Here is an 18,409-nt window from a genome sequence, read left to right as displayed (position 1 = left end):
CCGGGGTGGCACCAGAGCCCTTGGAGCCGACGATCTGCGGCCAGCTGCGGGGGAGAACATGAACGAGGGGAAGCCCACGAAGGCGAAGTGGTGGAGTCGTCCCCGCTCGTCCGACGACCCGGCCGACGGCGACTTCGAACTGGAACGCCCTCGCACGGTCCCCGCCACGGACACCGGTGACGACGTGTCCGACGGCGGCGACTTCGAACTCGAACGCCCGGCGGCACCCCGCGTGGCCGACGACGGAGACGGCGACTACGAGCTGGACCGCCCGACGTCCCGAACGGCGACCGGGCCCACGGCCGGTGACGGAACCGCGGACACCGGCCCGCACACCGGCGGGAGCCCGTACGCGGGCGCGACCGCCGACGCGGGCCCGCACACGGGCGCCGGTGCCGACGCCGGACCCCGCGCGGGCGTGGACGCCGATGACGCCGACGCCTCGCCGACCGCGGCACCCGTCGCCGAGCGCGGCAAGCCGCTGCACGACCCGGACCCGTACAGCACCCCTCCGTACGGCGAGCCGGGGCCCTGGGCCCCCGCGCCCCCGGTGCAGCATCCGTCGGTGACACCGGCGCACGGCACGGTCGCGGCGGGGGCGGAGGTGGGGGCGGTGGCGCCTCCCGCGTCCGGTGTCCCGGCGGTGCCGTCGTCGTTCGCGCCCGCGGGTGCGGTCCCCGACCCGGCGTTGGCGGATGCCCCGCCTCCCGTGGCCCCCGCGCCGCCGGTGCCTCCCGGGCCCGAGGCGTCGATGCCGCCCAGCCCGGGCGGCGACGGCCCGGGCATCGGCCCCTGGGGCCGCTACGACCCCTGGGCCGCCCCGGTGGCCGCCGCGCCTCTCCAGCACAGCGGTGCGGCCGCGCCGACGCGGGAGCAGCGGCGCAGGCGGACCAGGACGATGATCGTCGGCGGGGCGCTGCTGATCGCCCTGGTGTCCGGCGGCGTCGGCGGCGCCCTGGGCACCTACCTGGAACGCAACGGCGGCGTGGGCACGGTGGAACTCCCGCAGGCCGAGAAGGAGACGGTCGAGCGGGCGCCGGACAGCGTCGCAGGGATCGCCGACCGGGCGCTGCCGAGCGTGGTGACCCTGCACGTCAGCGGCAGCGGCGCCGCGGGCACCGGCACCGGCTTCGTACTCGACGACCGCGGCCACATCCTGACCAACAACCACGTCGTGGAGCCCGCCGGATCCGGCGGCGAGATAACCGTGACCTTCAACAGCGGCGACACCGCCGAGGCCACGGTCGTCGGCCGCGACGGCGGCTACGACCTCGCCGTGGTGAAGGTGAAGGGCGTCAGCGGCCTCACCCCCATGCCCCTCGGCAACTCCGACAACGTGCGGGTCGGCGACCCCGTCGTCGCCATCGGCGCCCCCTTCGACCTGGCGGGCACCGTCACCTCCGGCATCATCAGCGCCAAGGAACGGCCCATCACCGCCGGCGGCGAGGAGGGCGACGGCAGCGACGTCTCGTACGTCGACGCCCTGCAGACCGACGCGCCCATCAACCCCGGCAACTCCGGCGGCCCCCTCCTGGACGCCCAGGGACGGGTCATCGGCATCAACTCCGCCATCCGGTCCGCCGGCGGCGGCACCGAGCCGGACGGCGGAGGTCAGGCCGGCTCCATAGGGCTCGGCTTCGCCATCCCCATCAACCAGGGCAAGCGCGTCGCCGAGGAGCTGATCAACACGGGCAGGGCCACCCACCCGGTCATCGGCATCACCCTCGACATGAACTACACCGGCGACGGCGCCCGCGTCGGCACCCGGGGCAGCGACGGCGGACCCGCGGTCACCACGGGCGGCCCCGGAGCCGAGGCCGGCATCAGACCCGGGGACGTGATCACCGCCGTCGACGGCCAGCGCGTGCACTCCGGCGAGGAACTCATCGTCAAGACCCGCGCCCACCGCCCCGGCGACCGCCTGGAGCTGACCCTGGAGCGCGACGGCAAGGAGACGAACGTCTCACTGGTACTCGGCTCGTCCGACGGGTGAAGGGCCGCGCAGGTCCCGACAAGGGGCCAGGAAGGCAAACAATTCGGAAAGCGCCCGCATACACGCACTCGGGGCTCACGGGACGGTACCGGTCGGACGGGATCGGCGGGTACCGTGGTGGCGGCCCGGACATCCCAAGGAGCTTCAGGTGTTCAATGACATAGGCGCACTAGAGCTGGTGACGCTCGTCGTCCTCGCCGTGCTCGTCTTCGGTCCGGACAAGCTTCCCAAGGTCATCCAGGACGTGTCGCGCACCATCCGGAAGATCCGGGAGTTCTCGGACAGCGCCAAGCAGGACATCCGGCAGGAGCTGGGCCCCGAGTTCAAGGACTTCGAGTTCGAGGACCTGAACCCCAAGACGTTCATCCGCAAGCAGCTGGACAACGACGAGCTGGGGCTCAAGGAGATCCGCAACGGCTTCGACCTGAAGAAGGAGATGGCCGAGGTCACCGACGCGGTCCACGGCCGCGAGCCGGAGCCGTCCGGCACTCCGTCGTCCGGTTCCGCCTCCGCCTCCGCCGGCGGTCGGATCGACATGACCAAGAAGCCCGAGACGCCCGCCCTCGACGACCGCCCGCCGTTCGACGCGGACGCCACCTGAGCGTCCTCCGCGGGCCGGTCGGGCATCACGCGAGTACCACCTGAGTGAGGCCCGCGGGCCGCGGTACGCCGAAGCAGCCGGCTCCGCCGCCGCATGTGACGCGTCTCACGCTCCGGACGGGGCGCGCAAGGCCCGAAGGCGGCGTCCGCGCGCCCCACGCGCCGGGCGCTTTCCCGGCTGCCGCCTGTGGTGTGGCTATGCTGCCCGAGTTGTTGTGCGGACCGGACGAGTACGCCCGAAGGGGGGCGGGCCGTTCCGGCCCGACGAGAGCTAGGAGGCGTCCGGGCACATGGAGACGACGAGTGGCGCAGTCGCGCAGGCGCCGGCCGCGGAGGACGGACAACAGGTCCCCTCCGCCCGGCGTACGGTCGACGGCTACCTGCGCGCGCCCTTCCCTTGGTACGGCCTTGACGAGGCCTTCACGGGGCGGCGCTGGCTGATGCAGGTCGGTACGGCGGCCGACGGGGCCGTGGAGCACGGTTCGCTCGGGCACGGCGACGGACCGTCGGTGCGCAACGAGCACGTGGCGGGCGACGAGCGGGACGCCAAGGAGAAGTTCGCGGTCGTGGTGACCGTCGCGGCCAACCCCGACCGGCGCAGCGCCGACGGCACCGGTCTGCTGGAGGCCACCTCGGTGTCCTCGGCCGCCTGGCTGGCCGGCGTGGGGCTGCTGTCCTTCACCTGGCCCGGCCAGATGGACCACTCGCTGCGCGACGACTGGCTGGAGCAGCAGACGGAGACCGCGTGGGTCCTCGCGGACGATCTCGACGGTGAGGACTGGGCGAAGCTGTCCCTCCCCGTGGACGGCGTGCCGACGTCCTTCCACTACCGGGAGTCCGAGTTCGGCTGGGTGCTCGCCGGTTCCACCGAGCAGGGCGCGCACCTGGGGGCGTACGGACGGGGCATGAGCCCCTACGGGCTGGCCTTCTCCGTGGTCAAGGACATCACCGCGTACGACGGCTAGTCGGCGGGCGGGCGTACGACGGCTGTACGACGAGGGGCGCCGTCCCGGCGGACAGCGCCCCGATCCCGTACGTACGGAGGGTCAGAACTTGTTCTTCGGGGTGATCCCCAGCGACAGCCCCGAAAGTCCACGCTGACGCCCGCCCAGCTTCCCGGCGATCGACCGCAGGGCCGCGCCCGCCGGGGAGTCCGGGTCGGACAGGACGACGGGCTTGCCCTCGTCGCCGCCCTCGCGCAGCCGGACGTCGATCGGGATGGAGCCGAGGACCGGGACCGACGCGCCCGTGGTGCGGGTCAGGCCGTCGGCGACCGACTGGCCGCCCCCGGTACCGAAGACGTCGACCATCTCGCCGCAGTGCGGGCAGGGCAGGCCGGACATGTTCTCGACCACGCCGACGATCTTCTGGTGGGTCTGGACGGCGATGGCGCCCGCCCGCTCGGCCACCTCGGCGGCGGCCTGCTGAGGCGTCGTCACGACCAGGATCTCGGCGTTCGGGACGAGCTGGGCGACGGAGATCGCGATGTCGCCGGTGCCGGGCGGCAGGTCGAGGAGCAGGACGTCCAGGTCGCCCCAGTACACGTCGGCCAGGAACTGCTGGAGCGCGCGGTGCAGCATCGGGCCGCGCCAGACGACCGGCGCGTTGCCCGGGGTGAACATGCCGATGGAGATGACCTTCACGCCGTTGGCCGAAGGCGGCATGATCATGTTCTCGACCTGGGTGGGACGGCCGTCGGCGCCCAGCATGCGCGGCACCGAGTGGCCGTAGATGTCGGCGTCGACGACACCGACCTTCAGGCCGTCCGCCGCCATCGACGCCGCCAGGTTCACCGTCACCGAGGACTTGCCGACGCCGCCCTTGCCGGAGGCGACCGCGTAGACCCGGGTCAGGCTGCCGGGCTTGGCGAAGGGCACCTCGCGCTCGGCCTGGCCGCCGCGCAGGGCGCTCGCCAGCTCCTTGCGCTGCTCGTCGCTCATCACGTCCAGCTCGACGTCGACACGCGTGACACCCTCGACCCGCGACACCGCGTCCGTCACCCGCTGCGTGATGGTGTCCCGCATGGGGCAGCCGGAGACCGTCAGGTACACGGCGACCGCGACCGCTCCGTCCGCGCCGATCTCCACCGACTTGACCATCCCCAGCTCGGTGATGGGCCGGTTGATCTCGGGGTCGTTCACCGTCGCCAGTGCTTCACGCACCGCGTCTTCCGTAGCCATAGGACGATGGTACGGCGCCGCCCACCGGGCACGAAAAGCCCCGTCAGCGGTCGTGTACGTCACGCCCCGCGGACCGGTTCGCCGGGAATACCCCGCGGTCGGGGTGGTGGCCGTCGTGCCGCTCCTCCAGGTCCTTGATCACGTCCTGCAGTTCGGAGCGGATCCAGTCCCGGGTCGCGACCTCGCCGAGCCCGATGCGCAGGGCGGCGATCTCCCGGGTCAGGTACTCGGTGTCGGCGATCGACCGCTCGTTCTGCTTGCGGTCCTGCTCCAGGTTGACCCGGTCCCGGTCGTCCTGCCGGTTCTGCGCGAGCAGGATCAGCGGGGCGGCGTAGGAGGCCTGGAGCGACAGCATCAGCGTCAGGAAGATGAACGGGTACTCGTCGAAGCGCAGGCTGCTGGGCGCGGACACGTTCCACACCACCCACAGGATGATGACGACCGTCATCCAGACGATGAACCGCCCGGTGCCCAGGAACCGCGCGACGCGCTCCGACAGCCGGCCGAAGGACTCCGGGTCCCACTCGGGCAGCAGCCGGCGCCGCGGCGGGCGGGGCTGGTCCAGCCGGGCCCGGGTACGGGAAGCCGCCGTGGCGCCCGACACCGCCCGCTCACGGGGTGACGTCTCGCGCTCAGGCACCATCGGCCCGCACCTCCTTCGCCGTCGCTCCGGTCTCCTCGTCGAGGTGGTACTCGGTCTCCCGCCAGTCGTCGGGCAGCAGGTGGTCCAGTACGTCGTCCACGGTGATCGCGCCCAGCAGTGATCCGGAATCGTCCACGACGGGCGCCGCGACCATGTCGTACGTGGCGAAGAACCCGGCGACCACGGGCAGCGCGGCGTCCGGATCCAGGGGTTGCAGGTCGTCGTCGATGATCGAGCCGACCAGGGTGTACGGGGGGTCGCGCAGCAGGCGCTGGAAGTGCACCGTGCCCAGGTACTTGCCGGTCGGGGTCTCCTCGGGCGGCCGGCAGACGTAGACCTGGGCGGCGTGCGCCGGGGACAGGTCGGGGTTGCGGATGCGCGCCAGGGCGTCCGCGACGGTCGCGTCGGGCCGCAGCACGATCGGCTCGGTCGTCATCAGACCGCCGGCCGTGTGCTCCTCGTACGCCATCAGGCGCCGCATGTCGGCCGCGTCGTCGGGCTGCATCAGGCTCAGCAGCCGCTCCTTGTCCTCCTCGGGCAGCTCACCGAGCAGGTCGGCCGCGTCGTCGGGGTCCATCGCCTCCAGCACGTCCGCGGCGCGCTCCTCCTTGAGCTTGCCGAGGATCTCGATCTGGTCGTCCTCCGGCAGCTCCTCCAGTACGTCGGCCAGGCGGTCGTCGTCGAGGGCGGCGGCGACCTCGGCGCGGCGCTTGGCGGACAGGTGGTGCAGGACGTTGGCGAGGTCGGCGGGGCGCAGCTGCTCGAAGGTGGCGAGGAGGTTCTCGGCGCCCTGGCCCTGCTCCTCCACGGAGAAGCCGGTGACGGCGGACCACTCGACGGTCAGTGTCTCGCCCTTGTTGCGCCGGAAGGCGCCGCCCTTCTTCCCCTTGCGGACGAAGACCTTGTCGATCTCCCAGTCCCGGCGGGCCGGCAGCTGCTGTACCGACAGGTCGAGGACGGTGACCTCCTCACCGGTGTCGGTGAGGGTGACCCGCCGGTCGAGCAGCTCGCCGAAGACGAGGCGCTCGGTGGGCCGCTGCTCGAAGCGCCGGACGTTGAGCACCCCGGTGGTGATGACCTGGCCGGTCTCGATGCCGGTGACCCGGGTCATGGGCAGGAAGATGCGGCGCCGGGTGGTGAGTTCGACGACGAGGCCGAGCACCCGCGGGGGTTTGCCGGCGACGCGCAGCATGACGACCAGATCGCGTACACGTCCCACCTGGTCGCCGGTCGGGTCGAACACGGCGATGCCGGAGAGATGGGAGACGAAGATCCGGGGGGCGCCCGCTGCCATGGCCGCGGCTCCTTTTCGTAAGCGTGCGTCAGACTGCGTGAAAGCTGTTCCGTACGGTGTCTCTTTCCCGAATTGCCCGCTCGGACGGGCTTCAGGCTAGCCCGTCCCGAACGGCTCCGCTCTGGCGGCCGGTCCGGACGGACTGGCTCCGCTCGCCGTTCACGGCCCCGGTACGCTGCCGTACGCCGCTTGGACCCCTCTCAGCTCCTTGCCGGCCCCTTGCCAGGCCCCTTGTCAGTCCTAGCCAGTCCTAGCCAGTCCTTGCCAGTCCTTGTCAGAAAGGCAGCCCCACCTGTGTCTGTGACTCCCCGGCGCCGAATCCGCAGGGCCGCGATGATGGGCGCGGCGTGCGCCCTGGCGGTGACCGGAGCGGGGCTGACGGGATGCAGTAGTGAGGACCCGGACGCCGGCACCAACGGCGTCGGCAAACTCCCGGCCGACAAGATCCACGCCAAGACGCGCACGGCCGCCGAGTCCGCCCGGGCGGTACGCCTGCACGGGACCGTCGCCGCCGGCGGGGACACGTACACCCTCGACATGCGGCTGAAGCCCGACGGAGGGACCGGGTCGGTCGCCGCCGACGGGACGACGTTCGGACTGCTGCGCGTCGGCGAGCAGCTCTTCCTCAAGGCCGACGCCGGGTTCTGGAGCCACGACGGCGGCGACACCACGGCCGCCGAGAAGCTGGCCGGCAAGTACGTCAAGGTGCCGCAGAGCGACCCCGTGTACAAGAAGTTCAGCGGCTTCGCGGACAAGGACGTCCTCCTGGACGGCCTGCTGACGCTGCACGGCACGGTGGAGACGGACGGGCGCCACGAGCAGGAGGGAGTGCGCACCGTCCGGATCACCGGCGACGAGGGCTCCGGCGGCTCGCTGGACGTCTCCCTGGAGGGCACGCCCTACCCGCTGCGCCTGGTCCGGGCGGGCAGAGCGGGCACGATCAGCTTCTCGGACTGGAACAAGGACTTCGCGCTCACGGAGCCGGCGAAGGACGACACGCTGGACTACGGCAAGCAGCTGCCGACGTCCTAGGACGCGCTAACGCCTCTTCCGGCGTTTCAGCAGCAGGCGCGGCAGCCCCGCCGGGAGCGGTCCGCGCGTCGTCGCCGGGCTCGGCAGCGGCGCCTCGGCCAGCGAACCGTCGGGCAGCGGCGCCGTCGCCCCCGTCGGTTCCAGGCGCAGCACCCGGCACTCACGGGCCCAGCGGCCGGTCATCGCCTCGCCGTCCGGGGCGTTCAGCCGCTTGCCCTTGAGGTCGGCGACCGCCGCCTGCCACGCCTCGGAGCCGGACGGCAGCTCCACGACCCGGGCCGTCCAGGAGACCAGCCGGCCCCCCTTGTCCTTGCTGCGCACCGTCACTTCGGCCGCGGCCCCGTCGGCCAGCCCCGGCAGCGGCTGCTCGCCGGGGCCGTCGCCGACGACGCACGCCGCGCCCTCGTGCCAGACGTGCCAGAGCGGACGCGCGGCCGCCCCGGGCCCGCCGACCCAGATGAGACCGGACTTCTTCGTGGCCTCCTCGACGAGGGCCTGGTCGAGCAGCTCGCTTGTCATGCGGTCAGCCTATCCAGCCCGGTGCGGCGGTACGGCTGTCCTGTCCGTACGGTCCCCGTCAGGGCCGGCCGGAGTCGGCCGGTCAGAGCCAGCCGTTGCGCTTGAGCGTGCGGTGGATGCCCAGACAGATACCGACCGTGATCGACAGGACCAGCGGGTAACCGAACTTCCAGTGCGTCTCCGGCATGTAGTCGAAGTTCATGCCGTACACCCCGCACACCATCGTCGGTACGGCGATGATCGCCGCCCACGAGGTGATCTTGCGCATGTCCTCGTTCTGCGCGACGGACGCCTGGGCGAGGTTGGCCTGAAGGATGGAGTTCAGCAGCTCGTCGAAGCCGACGACCTGCTCCTGCACCCGCGCGACGTGGTCGGCGACGTCCCGGAAGTACTTCTGGATCTCCGGGTCGATCAGCCGCATCGGCCGCTCGCTGAGCAGCTGCATGGGGCGCAGCAGCGGGGAGACCGCCCGCTTGAACTCCAGGACCTCGCGCTTGAGTTGGTAGATCCGGCCGGCGTCGGTGCCGCGCGGCGTGCCCTTGCGGCCCGGCGAGAACACCTCCGTCTCGACCTCGTCGATGTCGTCCTGCACCGCGTCGGCGACCGCGATGTAGCCGTCGACGACGTGGTCGGCGATGGCGTGCAGCACCGCGGAGGGGCCCTTGAGCAGCAGTTCGGGGTCCTCCTGGAGCCGGTGCCGCAGCGCGCGCAGCGAGCCCTGCCCGCCGTGCCGGACGGTGATGAAGAAGTCCCGCCCGGTGAAGCACATGACCTCGCCGGTCTCCACCACCTCGCTGTTGGCGGTGAGTTCGTCGTGGTCGACGTAGTGGATGGTCTTGAAGACCGTGAACAGGGAGTCGTCGTAGCGCTCCAGCTTGGGCCGCTGGTGGGCCTGGACGGCGTCCTCCACGGCCAGCGGGTGCAGTCCGAACTCCCGGGCGATACCGGCGAATTCGTCCTCGGTGGGCTCGTGCAGGCCGATCCACACGAACCCTCCGTCGCGGCGCACCTGGCGCATCGCCGTCTGCGGGCTCAGCGGCGCGTCCGTCTCGACGCGCGTGCCGTCGCGGTAGACGGCGCAGTCGACGACGGCGGTGGCGGTCGCCGGGTCGCGGGTGGTGTCGTAGGCGCCGCTGTCCTTGCGCAGAGAGACGCGGGACGGGCGGACCGCGGCGCGCAGGTCACGGATCATCGACATGGCAGGCTCCTTCGCGACGGGCAGCGAACGGCGCCGGTGGCGGGTGGAGCCACCCGGAATGAGGACGTCCTGAGTACGTGTGTTCCGCACGTCCACAAAGCGGGGAGCACCGCACCGTCGCGGTGGCCGGCTTCGCTGCTGGTTTCAGCTGCTGGTTTCAGCTGCTGATACGGATCGATGAATCGACGAATCGATGAATCGACGGACCGGATCAGGCAAAACGAGACGAAGTGCTCTTCCGCGTGAAGGCGCGCGGGTGATGGGAGGCGGCAGGGGCGGGAAGCCGGAGCAGCTGCATCAGCGGCCGGAAGAGCGGGTGGTACTGCACGGTCGACTTCGGTCCATGCCAGCCCCACCTCCTCCGGCCGGTCCCTCGTGAGGGACGATCGATTCCCTCTGTTTGGAGGGGCTCCCCGTAGGGGAGTCTTCATGGGGTCGGGGTCTTGATCGCGACGCGCTGCGTGCTGCCCCGAACCGCTGGGCCAGAGTACCAGTCACCCACGTGTCAAGGTGCCGCTTCGCCGCTTCACCACGGGTTCTATGCTCGCCGCATGGCTGATGTTCTTCCTCTGGTCGAGGCCCGGTTGCACAGCGCGCTGGGCGAGCCGGACGCACGCGCGGCGGTCACCTTTCTCGGTACCGACCGTATCGAGGTGCTCCGCTTCCCCGGCGGCGGCCAGGAGGGCGACATCGTCCGCTATGCCACCCTCGGCATGGCGGCGCAGCCCATGGCGGACCCCACGGCCGTGCTCGCCGATCCGCTCAAGGGCCCCCGTGCCGAGCTGGTCCTCTCCGTCCGGGCCGGTCTCGCCGACACCGACAAGGTGCTCCGTCCGCTCGCCGTGCTGGCGGCGTCCCCGCAGGTCGAGGGCGTGGTCGTGGCGCCCGGAGCCTCCCTGGACGTGGGCGCGGCGCTGTGGCCCGGGGCGCCGTTCACCTCGGTGCTGGTGGCCGAGCCGGGCGGCCTGGTCGAGGACCTGGAGCTGGACGCCCCGCTGGACCCCGTACGGTTCCTGCCGCTACTGCCGATGACGCCGAACGAGGCGGCCTGGAAGCGGGTGCACGGTGCGCAGGCCCTGCAGGAACGCTGGCTGACGCACGGGACGGACCTGCGCGATCCGTCCCGCGGGTCCGTCCCGCTGGAGTGACGGAACTCACCGGTCTCCGGCCCGCGTCCGTCGGTCGGCGGAGTCCGTGGGTCAGCGAAGGCCGTGACTCCGTGACTCCGTCCTCGGCCGCGTGCCGCGGCTCGGTTCCGGTTCCTGAATGGTGCAAAGTACACCTGGTTCCGGCTGGGTGGCCGTTCCGTCCGGATGGGTGATCGTCCTTGACGTGGGCGGGTGAGGGTAGGACCGTGGGGCCCTATGAGGGGCGAACCCAGTTGCCCGAAATGTGGTGGCCGGGTCAGGGCTCCCGGCCTCTTCTCCGATTTCTGGCAGTGCGACCTGCACGGCACCGTGTATCCGGTGCAGCCCGTGCTCCCGCCCAGCGTCGAGGCGCTCGGCGTCGTGGTGCACCGCACGCAGGTGCCGGTCTGGATGCCGTGGCCGCTGCCCGTCGGGTGGCTGTTCACCGGCGTGGCGTGCGCGGGCGACGATCGCAGTGGCGGCCGGGCGACCGCCGTGGCCTGCTCCGGCCCCGGACCCCTCGGTGGCGTCGGTGAGCTGATCCTGATCGCCGAGGAACTCGGCGTCGGCCTCGGGGCGCGGTACGCGGGCATCGACGCCCCGGACCCCGGGCCGTTCATGGACGTCGAGAAGCCGCCCCAGGCGAAAGTCCTGGCGGCCGGCCGTCCGACGCCCCTGTGGCACGTCTCCGGCGCGCCCGTCGACCGCGCGGTCTTCGCCGGGGAGGCCCTCGGAATGTGGCTGTGGGCCGTCGTGTGGCCGGAGCGAGCGGGCCTGCTGATGTACGAGGAACTGGTGCTGACCGACCTGCGGGACGCGGGCGCCGAGGTGGACCTGGTGCCGTGCGGGGCGCTGTCGCCGCGGCTGATCCAGCCGTAGGTGCCGCGTGGGGCCCTGCCCCTTGCCCTCAGCGGCCCCCCCGGGGTCGTCGCGGGGGCGGGTGCGCGTAGGGGGTGCAGGGCCGCTGCGGGTGTGACAGTGGTGCGTGGAGTTCCGGTTATCCTTGAGCGTCCCCTTCCGTCCCGTCACCGCTTGGAGTCAGCGTCGTGCGCATCGATCTGCACACCCACTCCACCGCGTCCGACGGTACGGACACCCCGGCCCAGCTCGTGCGCAAGGCCGCCACGGCCGGGCTGGACGTCGTCGCGCTCACCGACCACGACACCACGCGCGGACACGCCGAGGCTGTCGCCGCGCTCCCCGAGGGACTCACCCTCGTCACCGGCGCCGAACTCTCCTGCCGCCTCGACGGTGTCAGCATGCACATGCTGGCCTACCTCTTCGACCCCGAGGAGCCCGCCCTGCTCGCCGAGCGTGAGCTGGTCCGGGACGACCGGGTGCCGCGGGCCAAGGGCATGGTCGCGAAGCTCAACGCACTGGGCGTGCCCGTCACCTGGGAGCAGGTCGCGCGCATCGCCGGCGACGGTTCGGTCGGACGGCCGCACGTGGCCACCGCCCTCGTCGAACTCGGCGTCGTGCCGACCGTGGGCGACGCCTTCACCCAGGACTGGCTGGCCGACGGCGGCCGGGCCTTCGTGGAGAAGCACGAGACCGACCCCTTCGAGGCGCTCCGGCTGATCAAGGGCGCGGGCGGCGTCGCCGTGTTCGCGCACCCGGCCGCCGCCAAACGGGGCCGTACGGTACCGCAGACCGCGATCGCGGACCTGGCCGCCGCCGGGCTCGACGGCATCGAGGTCGACCACATGGACCACGACACGGACACGCGCGCACGGCTGCGGGGTATGGCGGAGGAACTGGGACTCCTGGTGACCGGCTCCAGCGACTACCACGGCTCCCGGAAGACCTGCGTACTCGGCGAGTACACGACGGACCCCGAGGTGTACGGGGAGATCACGCGGCGGGCGTTCGGGGCGTTCCCCGTGCCGGGGGCCGGCGGGGTCTGAGTCCCGCCCCGGCCACACCTTTCCTCCCCTCTCCCGCAAGGCCAGTAGCTCACCCATGTTCGACGTCGCCGTCTTCGGCTCTCTGTTCCTGACCCTTTTTGTCATCATGGATCCCCCTGGGATCACCCCGATCTTCCTCGCGCTGACCTCCGGCCGGCCCGCCAAGGTGCAGAAGCGGATGGCCTTCCAGGCCGTCTGCGTGGCCGGTGGCGTCATCACGGTGTTCGGTCTGCTGGGGCACCAGATCCTGGGCTACCTGCACGTGTCCGTGCCCGCGCTGATGATCGCGGGCGGACTGCTCCTCCTCCTGATCGCGCTCGACCTGCTCACCGGCAAGACCGACGAGCCGAAGCAGACCAAGGACGTCAACGTCGCCCTCGTGCCGCTGGGCATGCCGCTGCTCGCCGGGCCCGGGGCGATCGTGTCGGTCATCCTCGCCGTGCAGAAGGCCGACAGCGCGACCGCCCAGGTGTCGGTATGGGCGGCGATCCTCGCGATCCACGTGGTGCTGTGGCTGGTGATGCGGTATTCGCTTCTGATCATCCGGGTCATCAAGGACGGCGGCGTGGTCCTGGTGACCCGTCTCGCCGGCATGATGCTCTCCGCGATCGCGGTGCAGCAGATCATCAACGGCGTCACCCAGGTGATCCAGGGCACCTGAGGGGCACATGAGCCCCGGGCATGACCAGGGCCCCGCACGGAACGCCGTGCGGGGCCCTGGTCATGTGCGCAGAGGGTCTGCGGAGTCTCCGCGCTACAAGGCCGAGGCGTCGGCGGGGCGGATCCACAGGCGCTGCCCGATGGCGGCGGCCTGCTGAACGATGCGGTTCACGGAGGCGGCGTCCACGACGGTCGTGTCCACGGGGGTTCCGTCGACGTCATCGAGTCGCATGATTTCGAAGCGCATGGCCTCTCCCTTGATCTGGTCATCCTCCTGAGGAGAACTACTGATGTGGCTCCTGGGTCGTCGGTGCCCGGGCTTCCGTAATGTGTCAACGGAGTGCGCGCTGCAAACATTCCCTACGCTAAGGAAATTTTTCGAACTGCTAAATACTGACTGGTGAGCGGCATGATCCCGGGGTGGCGGGTGACCGTTAGAAGACTGATCGGGACCGGTTGTGTTCGCAGCGTGACCGCCGGGACAATGGAGGCGATGAACGACGACCTCACGTCCCTGGACGCCCGCATCGATCGCACCAACGAACTGCTGCAGCGCATGCTCGCCGAGGTGGCCAAGACGCCCTCGACCCACGCGATCTTCGTCGACGCCGGGTACCTCTACGCGGCGGCGGGACGCCTGGTGGCCGGGACCGAGGACCGCCGGGCCTTCGACCTCGACGCCGAGGGACTGATCGAGGCGCTCATCGACAAGGCGCGCACCATCTTCGCGGACAGCCGCCTGCTGCGCGTCTACTGGTACGACGGCGCCCGGCGCCGCATCCACACCGCCGAGCAGCAGTCCATCGCCGAGCTGCCGGACGTCAAGGTCCGCCTGGGCAACCTCAACGCCAACAACCAGCAGAAGGGCGTCGACTCACTCATCCGCTCCGACCTGGAGTCCCTCGCGCGGCACCGCGCCATCAGCGACGCGGCCCTGCTCGGCGGCGACGAGGATCTGGTGTCGGCGGTCGAGGCCGCCCAGGGCTACGGCGCCCGCGTCCACCTGTGGGGCATCGAGGCGCCGGAGGGCCGCAACCAGGCCGACCCGCTGCTCTGGGAGGTCGACAGCCAGCGCACCTTCGACCTGGATTTCTTCAAGCCGTACGTCTCCCGGCGCACGGCCCAAGCCTTCGACACGGCGGGCGTGGCCCGGCCGGCCCGCGAGGACGTCCGTTTCGTGGGCGCGCAGATCGCGGCGAAGTGGCTCGCGGCACGAGGCCGTGAATCGCTGGTGGAGCTGCTCCCCGGCCATCCCTATCTCCCCGGCTCGGTGGACCAGGACCTGCTGGTGGAGGCCGAGGGGCTGCTGCAGTACTCGCTGCGCGGCCAGCCCGACCTCCGCCGGGCGCTGCGGGACGGCTTCTGGGAGCACTTGCGGGCGCAGTACTAGGCACAGTGCCGGTCGCGCAGTACGTGCTCGCAGTGCCGGTCGCGCAGTACGTGCTCGCAGTCCGGGCGCACAGTGCGTACTGCTCGCAGTGCCGGGCACAGCTCAGTGCCACCTGCGGTACCGGCGGTGCTAGAGGTCCGTCTGCGGCCGGGTGGGGGCGCCGTCCCAGAAGTCGGCGAGGGCGCGGGCGGTCGGCAGGGGCCGGTCGGTGTTGGGGGAGTGTTCGGCGCCGGCGATCACGGTCCTGCGCGCGTCCAGCCGTACGGCCATCTCGTCCAGGAGGGGTACGGGCCAGGTGTCGTCGTACGCGCCCGACAGCACGTGGAACGGCAGCGGCACGGCGGCGAGCTCGGCGACGCGGTCCGGCTCGGTACACAACTGCCGCCCCGTGGCGAGTAGTTGAGCGGGCCTGGTGCCCAGCCAGCGGCTGCGCAGCCGTTGCGGGTCTCCGGGACCGACGGCGGGGCCGCCGACCTCCTCGGGTGGCCCCATCGTCTGGATCACCTCCCAGACCTCGGCCATCGTCATGGTGTCGAGCGCGTCCCGAAGGAGCTTCACCCGCTGCTGCTGGGAGACGGAGATCCTCGCCGGGCCCGAGGACATCAGCGTGAGGGAGGCGAAGGGGGCGTGGTCGAGCAGGACGGCGGCACGCGCGATCTGACCGCCGAGGGAGTGCCCGACGAGATGCACCCGGGTCCCGAGGGCGGCGACCTGCGCGAGCACGTCCCGGGCCAGCTCGGTCTGTGCGTAGCCGGCTTCGTCGTGCTCGGGTCCGTCGGACTCGTACTGCCCCCGCCCGTCCACGGCGACCGTACGGTACCCGCGCGCCCCGAGCGGTTCGTGGAGCTGTGTGAAGTCCTCCTTGCTCCCCGTGAACCCGGGCAGCATCAGCACCGTCCCCTTCGCCTCGACCCCGTCGGCCACGGGCGAGTCGACGACGGCGAACTCACCACGCGCGGTACGCAGCCGGTATGCGCGGGCGCCGGAGGGCAGGGTGAAGGTGGCGTTACTGCTCACGGGCAGAGGTTATCGGGCGATACGGGTGACGGAGAGGGCGGCCCGCTGCCGGGCGTCGCCCGCCCCGTCCCCGCCGACCCCGTGATTCCCTGCTCCAGCACCCGACCACCGGGCCTCCCGGTGGTCGGGTGTCCGGGCGGGGAGGCTAGGTGGGCGGGCCGGAGGCGCCGGCTGGTCGGGGGATGGGCGGGGGACGGATGCGGGAACGCCGTCGGCCCGGGCCCGCGCGGGTGGCGGGACCGGGCCGACGGTCGGGTGGCGGCGTTGATCAGCTTTCGCCGGCCTCCGCAGGCTGCGTGGCAGCCGCGGCTGCCTTGCGGGTGCGGCGCGCCTTCGGCTTCACCTCGGCCGTGTCGGCGGCCTCGGCGGGTGCCTCGACGGCAGCGGCTGCCTTACGGGTCCGGCGCCGCGGTGCGGCCTCCGGCTCCTGCGAGGCCTGGGCCGGGATACCGGCCGTGGCCTCGGTGGCTTCGACGGGCTCGGCGGCCTTGCGGGTGCGGCGGCGCGGCTTGGCCTCCGTGGCCTCGGCCGTGTCGACGGCGGTCTCGGCCGTGGTGGCGGCGGTCTTGGTGGCGGCCGTCTTGCGGGTGCGGCGCGGCTTGGCCTCGGCGGCTTCCGGGGCCTGCGCGTCCGCCTCGGTGACCTCCGCGGCCTTGCGGGTGCGGCGGCGTGGCTTGGCCTCCGTGGCCTCGGCCGTGTCGACGGCGGCTTCCGCCTCGGCTGCGGCGGTCTTGGCCGCGGCCGTCTTGCGGGTGCGGCGCGGCTTCGCCTCGGCCGCTTCCGGCTCCTGTGCCGTCTGGGCCGGGATACCGGCCGTGGCCTCGGTGGCTTCGACGGGCTCGGCGGCCTTGCGGGTGCGGCGGCGCGGCTTGGCCTCCGTGGCCTCGGCCGTGTCGACGGCGGTCTCGGCCTTGGTGGCGGCCGTCTTGCGGGTGCGGCGCGGCTTGGCCTCCGCGGTCTCCGTGAGGTCCGCGGTGTCCGTCGCGGCCGACGCCGTCGCGGCCTTCTTGCGGGTGCGGCGGGGCTTCGTCTCCGTGGGTTCGGACGCGGGCTCGGTCACTCCCTCGGCCGTGTCGACCGCCGTCTCGGCGGCCGTGGTCGTGACCGCCGCCTTGCGGGTGCGGCGGCGCGGCTTCTCCACGGGAGCCTCGACCGGCGGGGCCTCGACGACCGCCGGCTCGACCACCGGTGTGGCCTCCAGCGGCGCGGTCGGCGTCTCGGCCGCCTTGCGGGTGCGGCGGCGACGCGACTGCGCAGGCGCCTCGGCGATCTCCGTGGCGTCCGCGGTCTCGGAGGCCGCGAGCGTGGTGTCCGCCGTCCGCGCCGAGGGGGCGTCGGTCGCCGTGGCCGTCACCGGCTGGCGCGACGGCTCTCCACTGCGCGTGCGGCGCCGGCGGCGCAGCGTGCGGGGAGCCTTGACGGCGTCCGTGTCCGCGTCGGCCACGCTGTCCGCACGGCCGGCCACGGCCTCGGGTGCGACGGTGGCGGAGGCGTCCGCGTCCACCGGTGCCCCACCGCGCATCCGGCGGCGGCGACGCGGCGTCGTACGGGACGAACGCTCGCGCTCGGCGGAACGGGACTCGTCCCGGCCACCACGGCCACCGCGGCCACCCCGGCCGTCACGGTCGCCGCGCGCGCGGCCACCCGGTTCGCCCAGGTCCTCCAGCTCCTCCGCCTCGAGGCCGGCGCGCGTGCGCTCCGAGCGGGGCAGGACACCCTTGGTGCCCTCGGGGATGCCGAGGTCGGTGTAGAAGTGCGGGGAGGTGGAGTACGTCTCCGGCGGGTCGCTGAAACCCAGGTCCAGCGCCTTGTTGATCAGCTGCCAGCGCGGGATGTCGTCCCAGTCGACCAGCGTGATCGCCGTACCCTTCGCGCCCGCGCGGCCGGTCCGGCCGATGCGGTGCAGGTACGTCTTCTCCTCTTCCGGCGACTGGTAGTTGATGACGTGCGTCACGCCTTCGACGTCGATGCCGCGGGCGGCGACGTCGGTGCAGACGAGCACGTCCACCTTGCCGTTGCGGAAGGCGCGCAGGGCCTGCTCGCGGGCGCCCTGGCCGAGGTCGCCGTGGACCGCGCCGGAGGCGAAGCCGCGCTGCTTGAGCTGGTCGGCCAGGTCGGCCGCCGTGCGCTTGGTGCGGCAGAAGACCATGGCCAGTCCCCGGCCGTCGGCCTGCAGTATGCGCGCCACCATCTCGGGCTTGTCCATGTTGTGCGCGCGGTAGATGAACTGCTTCGTGTTCGCGACCGTCGCGCCCGCGTCGTCCGGCGAGGTGGCGCTGATGTGCGTGGGCTGCGACATGTAACGGCGGGCCAGCCCGATGACCGCGCCCGGCATGGTGGCCGAGAACAGCATGGTCTGGCGCCGGGCCGGGAGCATGTTGATGATCTTCTCGACGTCGGGCAGGAAGCCCAGGTCGAGCATCTCGTCGGCCTCGTCCAGGACCAGGCTCTTGATGTGCTTCAGGCTCAGCTTCTTCTGGCCCGCGAGGTCCAGCAGGCGGCCCGGGGTACCGACGATCACGTCGACGCCCTTCTTGAGGGCCTCGACCTGGGGCTCGTAGGCCCGGCCGCCGTAGATGGCGAGGACGCGCACGTTGCGGACCTTGCCGGCGGTCAGGAGGTCGTTGGTGACCTGCTGGCACAGCTCGCGCGTCGGGACGACGACGAGGGCCTGCGGGGCGTCGGTCAGGGCCTCGGGGGCGGCGCGGCCCGCCTCGACGTCGGCGGGGACGGTCACGCGCTCGAGGAGCGGGAGGCCGAAGCCCAGCGTCTTGCCGGTGCCGGTCTTGGCCTGGCCGATGACGTCCTTGCCCGAAAGGGCCACGGGGAGCGTCATCTCCTGGATGGGGAAG

Annotated in this window: 17 protein-coding genes; 9 read left to right on the top strand and 8 right to left on the bottom strand. The window is 72.1% G+C overall.

All coding sequences use genetic code 11. The annotated features are described in order from the left end of the window. Positions 1–58 precede the first annotated feature (58 nt). The 3 genes from ACP4J0_RS27210 to ACP4J0_RS27200 all read left to right on the top strand — a co-directional run bounded on the left by ACP4J0_RS27210 (position 59) and on the right by ACP4J0_RS27200 (position 3,558). A complete protein-coding gene (locus ACP4J0_RS27210; RefSeq protein WP_426601361.1) occupies positions 59–1,993 on the top strand; it encodes a trypsin-like peptidase domain-containing protein in 1,935 nt (644 codons plus the stop codon). Between the two features lie 148 nt (positions 1,994–2,141). Continuing rightward, entirely contained in the window at positions 2,142–2,594 is a 453-nt protein-coding gene (locus ACP4J0_RS27205; RefSeq protein ID WP_426601360.1) for a sec-independent translocase, read from the top strand. A gap of 289 nt (positions 2,595–2,883) precedes the next feature. Then, complete coding sequence (locus ACP4J0_RS27200; RefSeq protein ID WP_426601359.1) at positions 2,884–3,558, top strand: hypothetical protein; 675 nt, start codon at positions 2,884–2,886, stop codon at positions 3,556–3,558. A gap of 81 nt (positions 3,559–3,639) precedes the next feature. Here ACP4J0_RS27200 and ACP4J0_RS27195 read toward each other — a convergent pair whose 3' ends face one another. From ACP4J0_RS27195 to ACP4J0_RS27185, 3 genes are read right to left on the bottom strand one after another with little or no spacing between them, the layout of a single operon-like run. Continuing rightward, entirely contained in the window at positions 3,640–4,773 is a 1,134-nt protein-coding gene (locus ACP4J0_RS27195) for an Mrp/NBP35 family ATP-binding protein (protein ID WP_426601358.1), read from the bottom strand. Between the two features lie 43 nt (positions 4,774–4,816). After that, positions 4,817–5,416, bottom strand: a complete 600-nt coding sequence (locus ACP4J0_RS27190; RefSeq protein ID WP_426601357.1) for a DUF1003 domain-containing protein — start codon at positions 5,414–5,416, stop codon at positions 4,817–4,819. After that, complete coding sequence (locus tag ACP4J0_RS27185) at positions 5,406–6,710, bottom strand: magnesium transporter MgtE N-terminal domain-containing protein (RefSeq protein ID WP_426601356.1); 1,305 nt, start codon at positions 6,708–6,710, stop codon at positions 5,406–5,408. Before ACP4J0_RS27185 ends, ACP4J0_RS27190 begins: the two co-directional genes overlap by 11 nt. Positions 6,711–7,004: 294 nt before the next feature. On the opposite strand from ACP4J0_RS27185, the gene ACP4J0_RS27180 reads away from it, so the two are divergent. Beyond that, positions 7,005–7,742, top strand: a complete 738-nt coding sequence (locus tag ACP4J0_RS27180) for a hypothetical protein (protein WP_426601355.1) — start codon at positions 7,005–7,007, stop codon at positions 7,740–7,742. A 6-nt stretch (positions 7,743–7,748) separates the two neighbouring features. Here ACP4J0_RS27180 and ACP4J0_RS27175 read toward each other — a convergent pair whose 3' ends face one another. Together ACP4J0_RS27175 and ACP4J0_RS27170 are read right to left on the bottom strand one after the other, a co-directional pair. Continuing rightward, a complete protein-coding gene (locus tag ACP4J0_RS27175) occupies positions 7,749–8,261 on the bottom strand; it encodes a hypothetical protein (protein WP_426601354.1) in 513 nt (170 codons plus the stop codon). Between the two features lie 82 nt (positions 8,262–8,343). Then, positions 8,344–9,459 (bottom strand): magnesium and cobalt transport protein CorA, encoded by a 1,116-nt coding sequence (locus ACP4J0_RS27170; protein ID WP_426601353.1) that lies wholly within the window; start codon positions 9,457–9,459, stop codon positions 8,344–8,346. 551 nt (positions 9,460–10,010) lie between these two features. On the opposite strand from ACP4J0_RS27170, the gene ACP4J0_RS27165 reads away from it, so the two are divergent. From ACP4J0_RS27165 to ACP4J0_RS27150, 4 genes are all read left to right on the top strand, one after another. Next, on the top strand, positions 10,011–10,607 hold the full coding sequence (locus tag ACP4J0_RS27165) for a suppressor of fused domain protein (RefSeq protein WP_426601352.1): 597 nt from the start codon (positions 10,011–10,013) through the stop codon (positions 10,605–10,607). 216 nt (positions 10,608–10,823) lie between these two features. After that, entirely contained in the window at positions 10,824–11,465 is a 642-nt protein-coding gene (locus tag ACP4J0_RS27160; RefSeq protein WP_426601351.1) for a DUF6758 family protein, read from the top strand. 167 nt (positions 11,466–11,632) lie between these two features. Continuing rightward, positions 11,633–12,490 (top strand): PHP domain-containing protein, encoded by an 858-nt coding sequence (locus ACP4J0_RS27155; protein WP_426601350.1) that lies wholly within the window; start codon positions 11,633–11,635, stop codon positions 12,488–12,490. Positions 12,491–12,545: 55 nt separating this feature from the next. Next, complete coding sequence (locus tag ACP4J0_RS27150; protein WP_426601349.1) at positions 12,546–13,151, top strand: MarC family protein; 606 nt, start codon at positions 12,546–12,548, stop codon at positions 13,149–13,151. 93 nt (positions 13,152–13,244) lie between these two features. On the opposite strand, the gene ACP4J0_RS27145 is transcribed toward ACP4J0_RS27150, so the two are convergent. After that, positions 13,245–13,397 carry a hypothetical protein gene (locus tag ACP4J0_RS27145; RefSeq protein WP_426601348.1) on the bottom strand — a complete coding sequence of 51 codons (153 nt, stop codon included), beginning with the start codon at positions 13,395–13,397 and terminating at the stop codon, positions 13,245–13,247. Between the two features lie 237 nt (positions 13,398–13,634). Between ACP4J0_RS27145 and ACP4J0_RS27140 the strand changes: the two genes are divergently transcribed. Continuing rightward, on the top strand, positions 13,635–14,540 hold the full coding sequence (locus ACP4J0_RS27140; protein ID WP_426601401.1) for an NYN domain-containing protein: 906 nt from the start codon (positions 13,635–13,637) through the stop codon (positions 14,538–14,540). Positions 14,541–14,669: 129 nt separating this feature from the next. Here the strand turns inward: ACP4J0_RS27140 and ACP4J0_RS27135 are convergent, their stop codons facing one another. Together ACP4J0_RS27135 and ACP4J0_RS27130 are read right to left on the bottom strand one after the other, a co-directional pair. Next, entirely contained in the window at positions 14,670–15,557 is an 888-nt protein-coding gene (locus tag ACP4J0_RS27135; protein WP_426601347.1) for an alpha/beta fold hydrolase, read from the bottom strand. Positions 15,558–15,825: 268 nt separating this feature from the next. Further along, on the bottom strand, positions 15,826–18,393 hold the full coding sequence (locus tag ACP4J0_RS27130; RefSeq protein ID WP_426601346.1) for a DEAD/DEAH box helicase: 2,568 nt from the start codon (positions 18,391–18,393) through the stop codon (positions 15,826–15,828). Positions 18,394–18,409: the final 16 nt, after the last annotated feature.

It is taken from the genome of Streptomyces sp. WG7 (genome assembly GCF_049975785.1).
Lineage (GTDB): Bacteria > Actinomycetota > Actinomycetes > Streptomycetales > Streptomycetaceae > Streptomyces.
Note: the sequence above shows the minus strand (reverse complement) of the source record. Positions and strands in the feature narration are given on the sequence as shown.

What these genes read in the sequence shown, in the direction of transcription:
- ACP4J0_RS27185 (WP_426601356.1), bottom strand. Translation starts at nt 6,710, where the DNA reads ATGGCAGCGGGCGCCCCCCGGATCTTCGTCTCCCATCTCTCCGGCATC.
- ACP4J0_RS27140 (WP_426601401.1), top strand. Translation starts at nt 13,635, where the DNA reads ATGGAGGCGATGAACGACGACCTCACGTCCCTGGACGCCCGCATCGAT.
- ACP4J0_RS27130 (WP_426601346.1), bottom strand. Translation starts at nt 18,393, where the DNA reads ATGACGCTCCCCGTGGCCCTTTCGGGCAAGGACGTCATCGGCCAGGCC.
- ACP4J0_RS27195 (WP_426601358.1), bottom strand. Translation starts at nt 4,773, where the DNA reads ATGGCTACGGAAGACGCGGTGCGTGAAGCACTGGCGACGGTGAACGAC.
- ACP4J0_RS27165 (WP_426601352.1), top strand. Translation starts at nt 10,011, where the DNA reads ATGGCTGATGTTCTTCCTCTGGTCGAGGCCCGGTTGCACAGCGCGCTG.
- ACP4J0_RS27160 (WP_426601351.1), top strand. Translation starts at nt 10,824, where the DNA reads ATGAGGGGCGAACCCAGTTGCCCGAAATGTGGTGGCCGGGTCAGGGCT.
- ACP4J0_RS27150 (WP_426601349.1), top strand. Translation starts at nt 12,546, where the DNA reads ATGTTCGACGTCGCCGTCTTCGGCTCTCTGTTCCTGACCCTTTTTGTC.
- ACP4J0_RS27170 (WP_426601353.1), bottom strand. Translation starts at nt 9,459, where the DNA reads ATGTCGATGATCCGTGACCTGCGCGCCGCGGTCCGCCCGTCCCGCGTC.
- ACP4J0_RS27145 (WP_426601348.1), bottom strand. Translation starts at nt 13,397, where the DNA reads ATGCGCTTCGAAATCATGCGACTCGATGACGTCGACGGAACCCCCGTG.
- ACP4J0_RS27200 (WP_426601359.1), top strand. Translation starts at nt 2,884, where the DNA reads ATGGAGACGACGAGTGGCGCAGTCGCGCAGGCGCCGGCCGCGGAGGAC.
- ACP4J0_RS27210 (WP_426601361.1), top strand. Translation starts at nt 59, where the DNA reads ATGAACGAGGGGAAGCCCACGAAGGCGAAGTGGTGGAGTCGTCCCCGC.
- ACP4J0_RS27175 (WP_426601354.1), bottom strand. Translation starts at nt 8,261, where the DNA reads ATGACAAGCGAGCTGCTCGACCAGGCCCTCGTCGAGGAGGCCACGAAG.
- ACP4J0_RS27190 (WP_426601357.1), bottom strand. Translation starts at nt 5,416, where the DNA reads ATGGTGCCTGAGCGCGAGACGTCACCCCGTGAGCGGGCGGTGTCGGGC.